The 15903-nt window shown below is 73.7% G+C and carries 13 protein-coding genes and 6 tRNA genes; 9 read left to right on the top strand and 10 right to left on the bottom strand.

The features are described from left to right. Positions 1–169: 169 nt before the first annotated feature. The 6 genes from AB0G59_RS15640 to AB0G59_RS15615 all read left to right on the top strand — a co-directional run bounded on the left by AB0G59_RS15640 (position 170) and on the right by AB0G59_RS15615 (position 697). Positions 170–242: transfer RNA gene (locus AB0G59_RS15640), tRNA-Gly, on the top strand. 35 nt (positions 243–277) lie between these two features. Continuing rightward, positions 278–351 (top strand) — tRNA-Cys (locus AB0G59_RS15635). A 1-nt stretch (position 352) separates the two neighbouring features. Next, positions 353–427: transfer RNA gene (locus AB0G59_RS15630), tRNA-Val, on the top strand. Positions 428–447: 20 nt separating this feature from the next. After that, a tRNA-Val gene (locus tag AB0G59_RS15625) sits at positions 448–519 on the top strand. Between the two features lie 11 nt (positions 520–530). Next, positions 531–602, top strand: a tRNA-Val gene (locus AB0G59_RS15620). Between the two features lie 23 nt (positions 603–625). After that, positions 626–697: transfer RNA gene (locus tag AB0G59_RS15615), tRNA-Val, on the top strand. A gap of 212 nt (positions 698–909) precedes the next feature. Here the strand turns inward: AB0G59_RS15615 and AB0G59_RS15610 are convergent. Next, complete coding sequence (locus tag AB0G59_RS15610; RefSeq protein WP_360911788.1) at positions 910–1116, bottom strand: hypothetical protein; 207 nt, start codon at positions 1114–1116, stop codon at positions 910–912. Positions 1117–1697: 581 nt separating this feature from the next. On the opposite strand from AB0G59_RS15610, the gene AB0G59_RS15605 reads away from it, so the two are divergent. Then, entirely contained in the window at positions 1698–3053 is a 1356-nt protein-coding gene (locus AB0G59_RS15605) for a serine/threonine-protein kinase (protein ID WP_360911786.1), read from the top strand. Between the two features lie 11 nt (positions 3054–3064). Here AB0G59_RS15605 and AB0G59_RS15600 read toward each other — a convergent pair whose 3' ends face one another. The 8 genes from AB0G59_RS15600 to AB0G59_RS15565 all read right to left on the bottom strand — a co-directional run bounded on the left by AB0G59_RS15600 (position 3065) and on the right by AB0G59_RS15565 (position 14086). After that, positions 3065–3883: an RNA methyltransferase gene (locus AB0G59_RS15600; protein ID WP_071966246.1), complete on the bottom strand. Its 819-nt coding sequence runs from the start codon at positions 3881–3883 to the stop codon at positions 3065–3067. A 67-nt stretch (positions 3884–3950) separates the two neighbouring features. Beyond that, positions 3951–5183, bottom strand: a complete 1233-nt coding sequence (gene cobA / locus AB0G59_RS15595; protein ID WP_360911784.1) for a uroporphyrinogen-III C-methyltransferase — start codon at positions 5181–5183, stop codon at positions 3951–3953. A gap of 149 nt (positions 5184–5332) precedes the next feature. Next, complete coding sequence (gene cobT, locus AB0G59_RS15590) at positions 5333–8938, bottom strand: nicotinate-nucleotide--dimethylbenzimidazole phosphoribosyltransferase (protein WP_360911782.1); 3606 nt, start codon at positions 8936–8938, stop codon at positions 5333–5335. A gap of 220 nt (positions 8939–9158) precedes the next feature. Then, entirely contained in the window at positions 9159–10373 is a 1215-nt protein-coding gene (gene cbiE / locus AB0G59_RS15585) for a precorrin-6y C5,15-methyltransferase (decarboxylating) subunit CbiE (protein ID WP_360911780.1), read from the bottom strand. Between the two features lie 121 nt (positions 10374–10494). Next, a complete protein-coding gene (locus AB0G59_RS15580) occupies positions 10495–11139 on the bottom strand; it encodes a GNAT family N-acetyltransferase (protein WP_360911778.1) in 645 nt (214 codons plus the stop codon). Between the two features lie 175 nt (positions 11140–11314). Continuing rightward, complete coding sequence (locus tag AB0G59_RS15575; protein WP_360911776.1) at positions 11315–12184, bottom strand: MetQ/NlpA family ABC transporter substrate-binding protein; 870 nt, start codon at positions 12182–12184, stop codon at positions 11315–11317. Positions 12185–12281: 97 nt separating this feature from the next. Further along, entirely contained in the window at positions 12282–13040 is a 759-nt protein-coding gene (locus AB0G59_RS15570) for a methionine ABC transporter permease (protein WP_360911774.1), read from the bottom strand. Then, complete coding sequence (locus AB0G59_RS15565; protein ID WP_071965248.1) at positions 13037–14086, bottom strand: ATP-binding cassette domain-containing protein; 1050 nt, start codon at positions 14084–14086, stop codon at positions 13037–13039. The genes AB0G59_RS15570 and AB0G59_RS15565 overlap by 4 nt, the downstream gene beginning before the upstream one ends. A gap of 479 nt (positions 14087–14565) precedes the next feature. Here AB0G59_RS15565 and AB0G59_RS15560 point away from each other — a divergent pair, with 479 nt between their 5' ends. Both AB0G59_RS15560 and AB0G59_RS15555 read left to right on the top strand, forming a co-directional pair. Next, a complete protein-coding gene (locus AB0G59_RS15560; protein WP_071965247.1) occupies positions 14566–14925 on the top strand; it encodes a hypothetical protein in 360 nt (119 codons plus the stop codon). Positions 14926–14927: 2 nt separating this feature from the next. Then, positions 14928–15353, top strand: a complete 426-nt coding sequence (locus tag AB0G59_RS15555) for a hypothetical protein (protein ID WP_360911772.1) — start codon at positions 14928–14930, stop codon at positions 15351–15353. Positions 15354–15375: 22 nt separating this feature from the next. Here the strand turns inward: AB0G59_RS15555 and AB0G59_RS15550 are convergent, their stop codons facing one another. Continuing rightward, on the bottom strand, positions 15376–15876 hold the full coding sequence (locus AB0G59_RS15550) for a GNAT family N-acetyltransferase (protein WP_360911770.1): 501 nt from the start codon (positions 15874–15876) through the stop codon (positions 15376–15378). Positions 15877–15903: the final 27 nt, after the last annotated feature.

Genomic DNA, 15903 nt, shown 5'->3' with positions numbered 1-15903 from the left:
CGTCTGCGAGCCGTGCGGGAGACGGGCGAGCGGTGCGCGGGAGTCCTCCGCGAGGCGTCCCCGTGAACGATCAGCGCAGCATGCTGGGCAAACGGAATTTGAGCTGGCGCCGGAATCCGCTAAAGTTCAACACGTCGCCGGGACGCGGAAGCGGGCCGGAAAGACAAATGCGGACGTAGCTCAGTTGGTAGAGCACCACCTTGCCAAGGTGGATGTCGCGAGTTCGAGTCTCGTCGTCCGCTCGAGTTGGGGGATCTTCCCGAACCCCCGCACTCCTGGTGGAGTGGCCGAGAGGCGAGGCAACGGCCTGCAAAGCCGTCTACACGGGTTCAAATCCCGTCTCCACCTCCAAGGACGATTAGCTCAGCGGGAGAGCGCTTCCCTGACACGGAAGAGGTCACTGGTTCAATCCCAGTATCGTCCACCAGGGTCCTCATGGACCTTCCCGCGCGATTAGCTCAGCGGGAGAGCGCTTCCCTGACACGGAAGAGGTCACTGGTTCAATCCCAGTATCGCGCACGCAGCGTCCCGGACGATTAGCTCAGCGGGAGAGCGCTTCCCTGACACGGAAGAGGTCACTGGTTCAATCCCAGTATCGTCCACCGAGGTCCTCACGGGCCTCCCCGCGCGATTAGCTCAGCGGGAGAGCGCTTCCCTGACACGGAAGAGGTCACTGGTTCAATCCCAGTATCGCGCACACTGTTCGGCCGGTGGCCGGGGCTTCGAGCTCCGGCCACCGGTCGTTTTCGTATGTCCGCGTCCGGTGTCCGGGCCTGCCCCGACAAACGCGACGGCCGGGTACCTCCCCAGGTACCCGGCTCGTCGTGCCGTCCGCCGCACCCCCGTCCCCACGGGGTTATGGCCGGTCTGCCATCCGGCCCGGGCCGCTCTCCCGGGCCGGGGAGGCGCTCAGCGCCCCAGCATTCCGGCCACGGACGACGCTTGGAGGACGACGGCGTCCCAGCCGCCGAAGACGACCGCCAGGAAGGCGGCCAGCGGCAGCACCATGGCGGCCGCGACCAGTGGATGGCGGGTGGAGGCCGGGCGCTCGCCGAAGACGTCCGTGGCCCGGTGGCCGTGCGCCCGGTGGCCCGTACGTCCCGCGATGTGCGCCATCGTCCCGCTCCCTCCATGTGTGGAGCGGCGGGCACCTGGCCTCGGGGGACGAGTGTCGTGCCCGCCGCTTGTCCTCAACCCTAGGCGCGGGGCCCCTTGCGGGCGTCATGCCCTCGTACCGCTTGCCGGTTCTCCCGGAGGATGAGGGTGGCGCCCCGGGGGTACTCCCCTGGGTGGAGACCGGCCCCCCTGGCCTTGGGGTCTTCCCGGAGGGGGGACCGGTGACTTCGCTCACTTCCGGCCCACTCCGGCGGGCGACCGTCTCCACCCGCCGGGCGGCCCCGCCCACCACCGCTTCATACGTTCGAGTCGGGTCGCTCCCCCGCGCGTCCGCCGCCCTCCGATCACCCGTCGCCCCGTCAATCCCCCTTCGGCAGCGGCCCCTTGGGAGGCGGCCCGCGCGCCCGTGACCTGCCGCCGACGCCCGCGGACCGGGCCGCGGGCGCCCCGCCGGGCACCGACAATCCACTCGCCGACGCATGCGCGGCCTCTGAGCGCGACCGTCCGTCAATCCGTAAGCTGTGCCACGTCAGACGCCGGGAAGCTACGTGGGGCAGCCCCACCGGAGGTAGGGGACGAAGATGACGATGATGCGGCTCCGGCGCGAGGACCCGCGTGTCGTCGGCTCGTTCCGGCTGCACCGGCGGCTGGGCGCGGGCGGCATGGGCGTGGTCTACCTCGGCTCCGACCGGCGGGGCCAGCGCGTCGCGCTGAAGGTGATCCGGCCGGACCTGGCCGAGGACCAGGAGTTCCGCTCCCGCTTCGCGCGCGAGGTGTCCGCCGCCCGGCGGATCCGCGGCGGCTGTACGGCGCGGCTGGTGGCCGCGGACCTGGAGGCGGACCGTCCCTGGTTCGCCACGCAGTACGTCCCGGGGCCCTCGCTCCACGACAAGGTGAACGAGGAAGGGCCGCTGTCGGCGGCTCAGACGGCCTCCATCGGGGCCGCATTGGCCGAGGGCCTGCTGGCGGTGCACGACGCGGGGGTGGTCCACCGCGACCTCAAGCCGTCGAACATCCTGCTCTCCCCCAAGGGCCCCCGCATCATCGACTTCGGCATCGCCTGGGCCACCGGGGCGAGCACCCTCACGCACGTCGGCACGGCCGTCGGCTCCCCCGGCTTCCTCGCGCCCGAGCAGGTGCGGGGCGCCGCCGTCACCCCCGCCACGGACGTCTTCGCGCTCGGCGCGACCCTCGTCTACGCCTCGACCGCCGACTCTCCGTTCGGGCAGGGCAGTTCGGAGGTCATGCTCTACCGGGTCGTGCACGAGGAACCGCAGCTCATGGGCGTACCGGACGCGCTCGCCCCGCTGGTGCACGCGTGTCTGGCCAAGGATCCGGAGGAGCGGCCGAGCACGCTGCAGCTGTCGCTGCGGCTGAAGGAGATCGCCGCGCGCGAGGCCCATGGGATCGGCGAGGGCCGGCCGCCGTCCCCCCGCCGCGAGCCGGACCGTCCCTCGGCACGGCGGGCGGCGGAGTACGAGCGTCAGCGCACCGAGCGCCGCCCCGGCGGCGCGCCCACGCCGCGGCCGCACGCGCCGCACGGCCATCACGGCTCCCCCGGTGCGCATGCCCCGCAGGGGGCCGGCGCCCGGGCCGGCGGTGGCCGGGTGCCCGACGGGCGTCCCGTGCCGCAGCGCGGCGGCGGCCAGGCCACGGGCGACCGGGGCCCCGCCCGCCCGGGCCGGCGACCGCGCCCGGCGGTACGGCGCCCGGGGCCGGACCGCAAGCTACTGCGTCAGCGCCTGATCGTCTTCGTGGTGGTGACCCTGCTGGTCGCCCTCGGCATCGCGGCCGCCCAGGGCTGCCAGGGCCCCGCCCGCAGCATGGGCGACCTGCCGGCCACCGTTTCCCGCGTCTCCGCCCCGGACCCCGGTCCTCCGTCCCCGGAGGGGCTCCCCGAGGGAGCCCGGCCGGCGGTCGAGGGCACCGCGCGGTAGCGCGGGCCCCGTTACGCCGTCGGGCGGCCCGTCGTGACCGCGTAGAACGCCACTGCCGCCGCCGCGCCCACGTTGAGCGAGTCGACTCCGTGGGCCATCGGGATGCGGACCCACTCGTCGGCAGCCCGCAGCGCGCGGGGCGACAGGCCGTCGCCTTCCGCGCCCAGCATGAGCGCCACCCGCTCCAGCCGGTGCGGCGCCGCCTCGTCCATGGAGGTGGCCTGCTCGGCCGGGGTGAGGGCGAGGACCCGGAAGCCCGCCTCGCGCACGGTCTCCAGGTCCTGGGGCCAGGTCTCCAGGCGCGCGTACGGCACGGAGAAGACGGCGCCCATGGAGACCTTCACCGAGCGCCGGTACAGCGGGTCCGCGCAGTCCGGGGAGAGCAGGACCGCGTCCATGCCGAGCGCCGCCGCGCTACGGAAGATCGCACCGATGTTGGTGTGGTCCACGAGGCTCTCGAGGACGGCGACGCGGCGTGCGTCCCGCAGCACCTCGCCCGCCTCGGGCAGCGGCTTGCGCTGCATGGACGCGAGCGCGCCGCGGTGGACGTGATAGCCCGTCACCCGTTCGGCCAGGTCGGGCGTCACGGTGTAGACGGGGGCGGGGCTCTCCTCGATGACGTCCCGCATCACCTCGATCCACTTGGCCGTCAGCAGCATCGACCGCATGGCGTAGCCGGCCTGGTGGGCCCGCCGGATCACCTTCTCGCCCTCGGCGATGAACAGGCCCTCCGCGGGCTCCCGGCGGCGTCGCAGCTCCACGTCCGTCAGGCCCGTGTAGTCGTGCAGGCGCGGGTCGTCGGGGTCGTCAATGGTGATGAGTTCGGCCATGGGAGCTGCTGCCTTGTCCTGGTGCGGGTGGTGCGTGCTGTGCGAAACGGTGGTGCGGGTACGGGGACTATTCTCCGGTCGGCTCCGGGCCCGACGTCACCACGTCGCCGATCACGATGACGGCCGGCGGGCGTATGCCCTGCGCCTTCACCCGCTCCCCCGCGGTCGCGAGGGTGGCGTCCACGCGGCGCTGGGCCGCGGTGGTGCCCTCCTGCACCACGGCCACGGGGGTGTCGGCCGCGCGTCCGTGCCGCATGAGGGCCGCGGCGATCGCGCCGATGTTCTCGACCGACATCAGCAGCACGAGCGTGCCGCGCAGGCGCGCGATCGCCTCCCAGTCCACGAGCGAGCGCGGGTCGTCCGGTGCGACATGGCCGCTGACCACGGTGAACTCATGGGCCACACCACGGTGGGTGACGGGGATTCCGGCCGCGCCCGGCACGCTGATCGAGCTGGAGATGCCGGGCACCACGGTGCACGGGATGCCGTGCTCCGCCAGGGCCTGGACCTCTTCCATGCCGCGTCCGAACACGAACGGGTCCCCGCCCTTGAGGCGGACGACGGCCTTGCCGGCCTTGGCGTGCTCGATGAGGGCGCTGTTGATGGCCTCCTGGGCCATGAACCGGCCGTACGGGATCTTCGCCGCGTCGATCACCTCGACGTGCGGCGGCAGCTCGTCCAGGAGGTCGCGGGGGCCGAGGCGGTCGGCGATGACCACGTCGGCCTCGGCCAGCAGCCTGCGGCCGCGGACGGTGATCAGGTCGGGGTCGCCGGGGCCGCCGCCGACCAGGGCCACGCCCTTGGCCCGGTCCCGGAAGTGCGGGGCCGTCAGCGAACCGTCGCGCAGCCCCTCGACGATGGCGTCGCGCACGGCGGCGGAGCGGCGCGGGTCCTGGCCGGTCAGGACGGCGACGGTCACCCCCGCGCCGCGGCCGGTGGCCGGCGTCCAGGCGGAGGCGGCAGCGGCGTCGTCGCTGCGCACGGCCCAGACGCGGCGGGCCTCGGCCTCGGCGGACGCGGCGTCGTTGGCGGCGGGGTCGTCGGTGGAGATCAGGGCGTACCAGGCGCCGTCCAGGTCGCCGTCGCGGTAGCGGCGGCGTTCCCAGCGGACCTCGCCCGCCTCGGCCATGGCCTCGACGGAGGGGGTGGCGGAGGGGGAGACGAGCAGCACGTCGGCGCCGGCGGCGATCAGGGCGGGCAGCCGGCGCTGTGCGACCTGGCCGGCACCCAGGACGACGACGCGGCGCCCGGCCAGGCGCAGTCCGACGGGGTAGGCGGCGACTTCGGCGTGCTCGGCCATGGGCAGGTCTCCTCGTACGAATGCGCTGGTGAGGACACCTTAAGGGGCGTGACGCGTGTTGTGGGCAGTCGTTCCGCAGGGCGGAACGGGTGGGCACAACGGGACCACCGGGCCGCACCGGCCCGTCGTCCCGCCGTGCCCACCGGGCGTCAGCTCTTCTCGGCCACGCCCGCAGCGTCGAACGTGGCGACCTCATGCATCGCCCGCGCAGCGCTCTGCACGATGGGCAGCGCCAGCAACGCCCCCGTGCCCTCGCCCAGCCGCAGGTCGAGGTCCACCAGCGGGCGCAGGCCCAGCTTGGTGAGGGCCGCGACGTGACCGGGCTCGGCGCTGCGGTGGCCGGCGACGCACGCCGCCAGCGCCTCGGGGGCGATGGCGCGGGCGACCAGGGCCGCGGCGCCGGCGCTGACGCCGTCGAGGATCACCGGCGTACGCAGGGACGCGCCGCCCAGGATCAGGCCGACGAGCGCGGCGTGCTCCAGGCCGCCGATCGCGGCGAGCACGCCGATCGGGTCCTTCGGGTCCGGCTTGTGCAGCTCCAGCGCACGGCGTACGACGTCGATCTTGCGGGCGTGCATCTCGTCGTTGATGCCGGTGCCGCGGCCGGTGATCTCGGCCGGGTCGGCTCCGGTGAAGACGGAGATGAGGGCTGCCGACACCGTGGTGTTGGCGATGCCCATCTCGCCCGTGAGCAGCGCCTTGTTGCCGGCCGTGACCAGGTCGCGGGCCGTCTCGATGCCCACCTCGAGGGCCTGCAGGGCCTCCTCACGGGTCATCGCGGGACCGGTGGTGAAGTCGGTCGTGCCGGGCCGGATCTTGCGGGGCAGCAGGCCGGGCGTGCTGGGCAGCTCGGCCGCGACGCCCACGTCCACGACGCAGACCTCGGCGCCGACCTGGTTGGCGAAGGCGTTGCACACGGCCCCGCCGCCCAGGAAGTTGGCCACCATCTGCGAGGTGACCTCCTGGGGCCACGCCGTGACGCCCTGGGCGTGCACGCCGTGGTCCCCGGCGAAGATCGCGACGGCCGCGGGCTCCGGGATCGGCGGCGGGCACTTGCGGGACAGTCCGCACAGCTGCGCGGAGATGATCTCCAGCATGCCGAGCGCGCCGGACGGCTTGGTCATCCGCTTCTGGCGCTCCCACGCCTCGCCGAGCGCCTTGGCGTCCAGCGGGCGGATACCACGCAGGGTCTCGGCGAGCAGGTCGTGGGGGTCCTCGCCGGGCAGGGCGCGGCGCCCGTACTCCTCCTCGTGGACGACCCAGGACAGCGGGCGGCGCTTGGACCAGCCGGCCTGCATCAGCTCGGGCTCGTCGGGGAACTCGTCGACGTAGCCGATGCAGAGGTAGGCGACGACCTCGAGGTGCTCCGGGAGGCCGAGGGCGCGGACCATCTCGCGCTCGTCGAAGAAGCTGACCCAGCCGACGCCGAGGCCCTCGGCGCGCGCGGCGAGCCAGAGGTTCTCCACGGCGAGCGCGGAGGAGTACGGCGCCATCTGCGGCTGGGTGTGCCGGCCGAGGGTGTGCCGGCCGCCGCGGGTGGGGTCGGCGGTGACGACGATGTTGACCGGGGTGTCGAGGATGGCCTCGATCTTCAGTTCCTTGAACTGCTTGGCCCGGGCCTTGGGGAGGGACTTGGCGTAGGCCTCGCGCTGGCGGGCGGCCAGCTCGTGCATCGTCCGCCGGGTCTCCTCGGAGCGGATGACGACGAAGTCCCAGGGCTGGGAGTGGCCGACGCTGGGCGCGGTGTGCGCGGCCTCCAGGACGCGCAGCAGCACCTCGTGCGGGATGGGGTCGGTACGGAACCCCTTGCGGATGTCGCGCCGCTCCCTGATGACACGGTGGACGGCGGCCCGCTCGGCCTCGTCGTAGCCGACGGCCGGGGGGCCCAGCGGCTCGGGCTCGGGCTGCGGCTCGGCCTCGGCGGCTTCGCCTTCGTCGGCGGACGTGGTGTCGGCCGCCGGAGCCGCCTCGTCCTCCGGGGCCGCCTCGGCCGGGACCAGGTGGATGTGTACGGGCTCGGGGACCGCTTCCGGCTCCGGCTCGGGCGCCGGGGCCTGGGCGGCCGGCGTCTCCTCGGCGGGGACCGGGGCGGGGACCTGGTCCTGCTCCGGGACGCCCTGCGCGGGCACCGCGGGGGCGGGGGCCACCTCTTCGGGAGCCGCCTCCTCAGGAGCCGTCTCCTCGGCAGCCGCCTCCTCGGGGGCGGCGGCCTGCGGCGCGGGCTCCTCGGCGGGGGCCGGGGGCTGCTCCTCGGCGACGGGGGCCTCGGGCGCGGGCTCGACCGGCGCCTCGGCGGGCACCTCCACGGCCGGGGCCGGCACGATCGGAACCTCGGCCATCGGGGCCTCGACCACGGGGGCCGGGGCGGGCACCTGCTGGTCGGGGGCCGGTGCGACGGGCGCCTCGACGACCGGGGCCGGCGTGGGCTGTGCGGCCGCCACCGGCTCGGCCGGGGCCGGGACGGTCTCGGGGACGGGCTCGGGCTCGGGCTCGGCCGGGGCCGGTTCCGCCTCGACGACGGCCTGGACGGGCGCGGGCTGCTCGGCGTCCACGGCCGGCGTCGCGACCGGCGCGACGGCCACGTCGTGCTGCTCGGGTGCGGACGGGGCGTCAGCTGCCGCCACCGCGACGGGCTCGACGGCCTCCGCGACCGGCGCCTCGGGCGCGGGCTGCTCGACGACGGCCTGCGGCTCGGGCACGGCCGCCTCTTCGGCGACCGGAGCCGGGGGCACGGCCGCGGCCGGGTCCTGTGCGGGCGTCAGGGGTTCCTCGACGGCGACCGGCGCCTCGGGCTGCGGGTCCACGGGTGCGGCCGGGGCCGGAGTGGGCGCCGGTGCCTGAGCCGGGGGCTGCGCGGCGAGGTTCGGCACCAGGCGGTCGACGAACGCCTGTGCCGCGCCGGGGGCCACGCCCCCGACCGGCGGCTGCGGCTGCGGTTCGGCGGGCGCCGGAACGGCGGGCTCCACGGCCGCCGTCTGCGGCTGGGGCGCGGCGGCCGGCACGGGCACGGCCTGCGGCTCGGCGACGGCGGCGGCCTCGGGCTCCCGCTGGCCGGGCACGGCCTGCGCGGCAGGGCTCTCCGCGGACACCGCGACCGCTGACACCGGCTCAGGCTCCGGCGCGGTCTGGGGTTCGGCGAGTATGTCGTGCCCCACCGCGGGTGCGGGCGCCGCCTGCGTGGCGACACCGGTGTTCTGCGGCGGTACGAAGGCCATGGGGGGCGCCGTGTCGTCGGCGCCCGGGACGGGCGGTGCGTCGAGGTACTCGACGCCCGCGACCTGCGGGGAGCCGGCGGGCTGCTGGGGGGCGGCCGGGCCGCGGTCGGCGAGGGAGAGGACGACGCCGTTGGAGGGGTCGGGCACGGGCGGGCCCATGTGCAGCGGGCGGCGCGGCGGCGCGGCGGCCGCGGGGGCCTGGCCCGGCGGCGGGGTGCGCACGCCCGTGTAGTCGAGCGAACCCGTGTCGCGGCCGCCCGTCTCGTGCGTACCGCCCTGGGGCGCCGGCTGCTCCATCCAGGCGCCCTGGGCGCCCGGCATCAGCAGGAGGTCGTCCTCGTCGGCGGCGTCGTTCTCGAGGAAGGCGTACGTCGAGGGCGCGGTGGGCGCGGTGGGCGCAGGGGGTGCGGCGGGCGCCGGGGGCGCCGTCGGGACTCCGGTGTCGGCAGGGGCTGCGGCGTCCGCGGGAAGCGGGTGGCCGGGCAGTGCGCCTGCGTTCTCCGGCTGTCCCTCGTCCGGGAACCGGCCGGTGTCGGTCATGCGTACCCCTCGCCCATCGGTAGTGCTCCTTCCAACCGCTCACGCCCATAGACAAGAACGAGCGTGGATGCCTCGCGGCACGTTGTGTGCCGTCCGGTGTCACCCTGCCCTGTACGCGCCAAGCGGGGGGTGCGTTCGGAGCATTGACGACTGTGGTGTCGGACACCGAGCGGCTTGCAACAACGATCCGCCAGCCTACCCTCCGCCCGGCCCCCGGCCCTCAGGGGTGTGTACGACGGCCACTCAGCAAGAAGGCTACGGCGCGCTCGCGCTCGGACCAGGCGGTTGTGTCCAACTCCACCGCCTGGAGCAGCGTGCACTCCACGGCGTACCCGCCCTCGGCGAGGGCGCGGCCGATGGCCTCGGCCTGGTCGCGGGTGGCGGCGTGGGCGACGATGCGCTCGGGGCGGCGGTCGGCGCAGGCGGCGACGACGGGGGCTCCACCGCCGCCGACGCGGATGACGTCGGGCTCGGGGAGGTCCTCCAGGACCTGGGGTGCGGTGCCCTGGACGACCTGGAGTTGCACGCCGTGGTGCCGGGCCGCCGCGGCGGTGCGCCGGCAGGCCTCGGGGTCGCGGTCGACGGCGATGACGGCGGCGCCGAAGCGGGCGGCCTCCACGGCCGCCGCGCCGCTGCCGGAGCCGATGTCCCAGACGAGGTCGCCGACGCGCGGCCCGAGCCGTGCGAGTTGGGCGGCGCGCAGTTCGGTCGACTCGCCCTCGCCGAGCCCGGAGCCGTACGCCGCGGCGGGCAGGGCCCAGCCCCGTACGGCCGGCGGGTAGCCGGGGTCGCGGCCGGCGATCCAGCCGCCGGTGCGCACGGCGGGGATGCCGGAGCCGCCGATGACGATGACGACGTTGGGGTCGCGCCAGGTGTGGTCGGCGGCCCGGTCGGAGGTGACGACGGTGACCTGTTCGCGCTCGGTGCCCAGCTCCTCGCAGATGACGAAGGTGCGGTGGACGGGGCCGAGGAGGAGGGCGAGTTCGGCGGGGCCGGCGCCGGGCGAGGTGAGGACGGCGACCTTGGGGTGGGCGCGGCAGACGTTGACGGCGCGTCGCAGGTCGCGGCTGTGGGCGACGACGATCTGGGCGTCGTCCCAGGGCATGGCGGCCCGGGCGAAGGCGGCGGCGACGGCGGAGACGGCGGGCACCACCTCGACCTCGAGTCCGTGCTCGGGGGCGCGCAGGGTGCGCACGACGCCGAAGAAGCCGGGGTCGCCGTCGGCGAGGACCACGGCCGAGCCGCGGTGCTGGGCGATGCGGCGGGCGGCGAGGTCGACGCTGCCGAGCCGGATGCGCTCGGCGGTGGGCGGCACCTCGGGCAGGGCCAGGTGGTGGGCGGCGCCGGCCACCAGGGTGGCGGCGGCCAGGGCGGAGCGGGCCGCGTCCGTCAGCGGTGAGCCGTCCCACCCGATCACCGTGACCCGGTCGGCCATCGTCGTCTGTCTCCTGGGCTTGTCTGGGGTCGGTGGTCCCCCGGGCGGGGGGGCGGCACGGGCAGGCTGAGCGTACCCCGATTGGTACGGACCGCAGCCGGGGCTGTGCGGCGGAAGGGGGCTAGCGCCAGTCGGGGAAGGTGGAGGCGTAGTCGTAGCCGCCCCCGGCCGGGGAGTCGCGGACCTCGTCGAGGTCCTCGGGCAGCAGGCTCCAGACGATGAGGTCGGTGCGGTTCTCGGTCCAGCCCGCGTCCTCGGTGCGGGTGCGTGCTATCCAGGCGCTGCGCAGGACCCCCTCGCTGACGCAGCCGGTCTTCTGGGCGACCTGCTGGGCGGCGGTGTTGTCGGCGGCGGTGCGCAGTTCCAGGCGTTCGAATTTCTGGTCGCGGAAGAGCCACTCGGCGACGGCGAGGACGGACTCGCAGGCGTAGCCCTCGCCCCGGGCCCAGGGGGCGGTGGCGTAGGCGGCCTCGGTGGCCAGGATGCGCCAGTCGGTGTTGCGGAGGTGGACGGTGCCCACGAGGCGGTGGGTGAGGAACTCGGTGACCGCAAAGACGATTCCGCGCCCGGAGGTGCGCTCGCCGGGCGCCCGGCGCAGCGCCCAGTCGCGGGCGTCGGCGGTGGTGTAGGGGTACGGGGCGGAGGTCCAGGCCGTGATGAGCTCGTCGTTCATCATCTCGGCGAGGGCGGGGATGTCTCCGGCTTCGAACGGGCGCAGCACCAGCCGGTCCGTACTGATGGAGATGTCCGGAAAGGTGGAAGTCATGCGCTGCTCCAACGCCGGGGCGGGTGGGCTCGGGGGTGTTGCGGGTGTGCTCGGGTGCACCAGCATGCAGCATCGGTGGGTGGGTACGCCAAGCGCCGGGCCCCGCGTACGGCGAATGCGTACGCGGGGCCCTGGGCCGTACGGGTCGGCCTTGATGACGAAGTGTCAGGTACCGTCAGCTCTTCGGGGCGCCGAAGGCGGGGATGACCGCGCCGTTGCTGAACTTGTCCTCGATGAACTTCTTGACCTCGTCCGAGTTGAGGAGCTTGGCGAGCTTGGCGATGCGGGGGTCGCCCTCGTTGCCCTTCTTCACGGCGAGGAAGTTGGCGTAGGGGTTGCCCTCGGCCTTCTCCAGGGCCAGGGAGTCCTTGGCCGGGTTGAGCTTGGCGCCGATGGCGAAGTTGCCGTTGATGACGGCGGCGTCCACGTCGGCCAGGCGCGAGGGGATCTGGGCGGCCTCGAGCTCGGTGAACTGCACGCCCTTCTTGTCCTCGATGTCGGAGAGCTTGGCCTCGGCGCCGACGCCGTCCTTCAGCTTGATCACGCCGTTGTCGGCGAGGAGCTTGAGGGCGCGGCCCTCGTTGGTGGCGTCGTTGGGGACGGCGATGGTGGAGCCGGAGCCCAGGTCGCCGACCTTCTTGCCCTTCTTGGAGTACAGGCCGAGCGGCTCGATCTCGACGTTGACGACGGGGACGATATCCGTCTTGTTCTTCTTGTTGAAGTCGTCGAGGTACGGCTTGTGCTGGAAGAAGTTCGCGTCGACGTCGCCGTTCTGGGTGGCGGTGTTGGGGAGCACGTAGTCGTTGAACTCCTTCACCTCCAGGTTCAGGCCGGCGTCCTTGGCGAGCTTGTCTCTGACGAAGTTCAGGATGTCGCCGTGGGGGGTGGGGCTGGCGGCGACGACGAGCTTGGCCGCCGGGTCGGCGTCCTTGCCCTTCTTCGAGCTGCTGGAGGAGGTGTCGGAGGGGGCGCTGCAGGCGCTCAGGCCGAGGGTCAGCGCGGCGGCTGCCGCGACGGCGGCGGTGAGCTTGACGGTGGTACGCACGAAGAGTGCCTCTTTCTTGTTCTCACGAGGTGTTGCCGCCCGGCAAAGGGTCCGGGCTCGTGGGTGTGGGGGGTGGGGGCCCTGCGGGCCGCCCGGCTCAGGAGACCTTGGTGGCCTCCGCGGCCTCGGGGGCGGTGCGGGGCTTGGGGACGGCGGGGGCCCAGAGCCTGCGCAGGCCCACGGACGCGGCCTGGCGGCCGCTGCGCCGGGTCAGGCGTCGTACGGCCAGGTCGCCGGCGAGCTGGACGATCGTCACGATGGCGATGAGCAGCACGATGGTGACGTTCATCAGGCCGGTCTCGTGGCGCATGTAGCCGTAGGTGATGGCGAGGTTGCCCAGGCCGCCGCCGCCGACCGCGCCGGCCATGGCGGAGTAGCCGAGGAGGGCGATGACCGTGGTGGTCAGGCCGGCGATGAGGGAGGGCAGGGCCTGCGGGAGGAGCACCTTGAAGATCACGGTGAAGGTGCCGCCGCCCATCGACTGGGCCGCCTCGATCAGGCCGTGGTCGACCTCGCGGATCGCGGTCTCCACCAGCCGGGCGAAGAACGGCACGGCGCCGATGACGAGGGCCACGACGGCGGCGCTGGGGCCGATGGAGGTGCCGACGATCATGCGGCTGAAGGGGATCAGCCACACGAGCAGGATGATGAAGGGCAGCGACCGGCCGAGGTTCACGATCACGCCGATGACCTTGTTCACCACGACGTTCTGCAGCAGGGCGCCCCGGTCGGTGAGGACCAGCAGCAGGCCCAGCGGGATGCCGCCTACGACCGCCCAGACGGTGGACCACCACACCATGAAGAGGGTGTCGAGACAGGCGTCGCGCAGCAGCGGCTGTATCTCGGTCCAGGTCACTTGGCACCTTCCTTCAGGAGCGCGTCGGCAGGTGCCGGGGTGGTGAAGTCGGCGACGTCGACCTGCAGGCCCTGCTCGCGCAGGAAGCCGATCGGTACGACGTTCTCCTCGAAGCGGCCGGGCAGCTCGATGCGCATCCGGCCGACCTGCTTGCCGGCGACGGTGTCCATCGCGGCGCCCAGGATCGAGATGTCGATGTTGTACGTGCGGGACAGCTGGGAGATCACCGGCTGGGTGGCCGCCTCGCCGTGGAAGGTGACGTCCACGACGGTGCGGTCGGGGCCGGAGGGCTCGCCGCCGACGGGGAAGAGCTCGGCGGCGAGCTCGGAGCCGGGGGTGGCGAGGATCTCGGAGACGGTGCCGGACTCCACGACGCGGCCGCCCTTCATCAGCGCGGCGGAGTCGCAGATGGTCTTGACGACCTCCATCTCGTGGGTGATGAGGAGGACGGTCAGGCCGAGCTGCTGGTTGAGGTCGCGCAGCAGCTGGAGGATCGAGCGGGTGGTCTCCGGGTCGAGCGCGGAGGTCGACTCGTCCGAGAGCAGCACCTTGGGGTCGCCGGCCAGGGCGCGGGCGATGCCGACGCGCTGCTTCTGGCCGCCGGAGAGCTGGGCGGGGTAGGCCTTGGCCTTGTCGGCGAGGCCGACGAGGTCGAGCAGCTCGAGGGCCTTGCGCTCGCGCTCCTTGCCGGAGATGCCGAGGATCTCCAGCGGCAGCTCGATGTTGCTCTGCACCGTGCGCGAGGAGAGCAGGTTGAAGTGCTGGAAGACCATGCCGATGCGGCTGCGTGCCCGGCGCAGTTCGGCGCCCGCGCGGGGACCCCGGCCGGCCAGCGCCGTCAGGTCCTGTCCGGCGACGGTGACCGTGCCGGAGCTGGGGCGCTCCAGGAGGTTGACGCAGCGGATGAGGGTCGACTTGCCGGCGCCGCTCTGGCCGACGACGCCGTACACCTCGCCCTCACGGACGTGCAGATCGACGCCGTCGAGGGCGGTGACCTCGCGGCCGCCTGAGCGGTAGACCTTTGTCAGGCCCGTAGTGGTGATCACAGGGGTTTCCGTCACTGTCGAGTGCGCGGCGGTGGTGGTGCCGGCACGGGCATTCATTGCGGAACGCGGCATGGGAGCCCCCGGAGGGTGCGCGAAAGCGCGGTGCGGGGGAATCCTGGTGACGCGGGGCGGGTGGTCCGGCTCCGGCGGCGGTGGCCGGGGCGCGGGGTCCACGGGGTCTCGCTTCGGGGCGCGAGGCTACAGAACGGGGGCCCTCAGCGGTCACACATTCGACACATGCAACGAGCAGCACCGGGCGTCGTCATCGCCTCGGTCGCAAGGGTGCGGGTGCTCGTCGTGGTCATGCGGGCAAGTAAAACAGAAGTGCGTGCGAATCAGCCAAGCCTGTCCGAATGCCGGACATCGATGATCACCTGGTGGACAGGCGGGGCCGCGGGCGGCCCGCCCGCACCGGACGATTAAAGTCGTCCCATGCCTGTCACGTCCCATTCGCCCGCCCGCGTCGCCGGGGGGTCACGGTGATCGGCGCGCTGACGCTCGCGGCCGGTCTGGCCGCCCTCGCGCTCGCCGCCTGGTGCGGCTTCGCCTTCTCGCGCGACCAGCCCACCAAGGACTGGCACTTCATCGGCATGGCCGTGGTGACGGTGCTGGTGCTGGTGCAGCTGGTCATCGGCGTGGTGCGGCTGGCCGGCGGCGACGAGCCCGCGCAGGGCACGGCCATCTTCGTGGCCTATCTGCTCGGCGCGGCCGCGGCGGTGCCGGCGGCGGGCTTCATGTCACTGGCCGAGCGGACCCGCTGGGGCTCGGCCACCGTGGCGGCGGGCGCCGTCATCCTGGCCGTGCTCGAGGTGCGGCTGTACGACATCTGGGGAGGCTGACCGTGTCCGAACCCACGACGCCCGGGAAGGGGTCCGGGGCCGCCTTCGACCTCGGCCAGGGGCCCGGCCGCCTGCTGGTCTGGCTGTACGGCGTGTTCACCGTCGCCGCGGCCTCGCGCTCGATCGTGCAGATGATCCTGGACTTCGGCCGGGCGCCGCTGGCCTATGTACTGTCGGCCGCCGCCGCGCTGGTGTACGCCTTCATCACGTACTCCCTGGTGCGCGGCGGCGAATCGGCCCGCAAGGCGGCGCTGGTGTGCTGCGCCGCCGAGCTGGCCGGCGTCCTGATCGTGGGCACCTGGACGCTCGTCGAGCCGTCCGCCTTCCCCGACGCGACGGTCTGGTCCGACTACGGCATGGGCTATCTGTTCATCCCCGTGATCCTGCCGGTGACCGCCATGATCTGGCTGCGCCGGGCGGAACGCTGAGGGGACGGCTACTGCAGGAGGCTCAGGCGCTCGCCACGAAGGCGGGCGCCGCTTCCTTTTCCAGGGTGACCAGGGTCAGGGTGCGCGAGATCCGCTCGGTATGGGTGGGCTGGTAACCCCTGTTGCGGTAGAGACGCAGATTGACCTCGCTGCGCTGGCCGGTGGCGAGCCGGTACCGCTTGGCGGACCACTCCCCCGCCAGCTGCTCCTCGATCGCGGCGAGCAGCCGCCCGCCCAGACCGTGCCGCCGCATCCGCGGGTGCACGATGAGCCCGGTGATCACGGCGGTTCCCGCACCGTCGACCGTGCCGCGCACGGAGCCGACGACCTCCTCGCCGAGCCGGGCCACGAGCACGCAGCCGCCGCCCAGTTCGGCGCGCAGGTCGTCGAGGGTCTGGGTGAGGGGGTCGATGGAGTAGTCGCCGTAGAGCTCGGCCTCGCTCTGATAGCAGAGGTACTGGAGTTTGAGGATCTGCTCGGCATCGTTCCCGGCCGCGGCCGAGATGGTCACGCTCATGCCCATGTGCGCCTGCCTCCCCTGGTGGGTTGC

Source organism: Streptomyces sp. NPDC021096 (genome assembly GCF_040641275.1).
Taxonomy (GTDB): domain Bacteria; phylum Actinomycetota; class Actinomycetes; order Streptomycetales; family Streptomycetaceae; genus Streptomyces.
The sequence above is the reverse complement of the archived record's forward strand: the minus strand, read 5'-3'. Positions and strand labels throughout refer to the sequence as shown.

Bases quoted from the DNA above. Each gene is read 5' to 3' on its own strand.
- AB0G59_RS15610 (WP_360911788.1), bottom strand. From the start codon at position 1,116: ATGGCGCACATCGCGGGACGTACGGGCCACCGGGCGCACGGCCACCGG.
- AB0G59_RS15605 (WP_360911786.1), top strand. From the start codon at position 1,698: ATGACGATGATGCGGCTCCGGCGCGAGGACCCGCGTGTCGTCGGCTCG.
- cobA (WP_360911784.1), bottom strand. From the start codon at position 5,183: ATGGCCGAGCACGCCGAAGTCGCCGCCTACCCCGTCGGACTGCGCCTG.
- cbiE (WP_360911780.1), bottom strand. From the start codon at position 10,373: ATGGCCGACCGGGTCACGGTGATCGGGTGGGACGGCTCACCGCTGACG.
- AB0G59_RS15600 (WP_071966246.1), bottom strand. From the start codon at position 3,883: ATGGCCGAACTCATCACCATTGACGACCCCGACGACCCGCGCCTGCAC.
- AB0G59_RS15550 (WP_360911770.1), bottom strand. From the start codon at position 15,876: ATGGGCATGAGCGTGACCATCTCGGCCGCGGCCGGGAACGATGCCGAG.
- cobT (WP_360911782.1), bottom strand. From the start codon at position 8,938: ATGACCGACACCGGCCGGTTCCCGGACGAGGGACAGCCGGAGAACGCA.
- AB0G59_RS15580 (WP_360911778.1), bottom strand. From the start codon at position 11,139: ATGACTTCCACCTTTCCGGACATCTCCATCAGTACGGACCGGCTGGTG.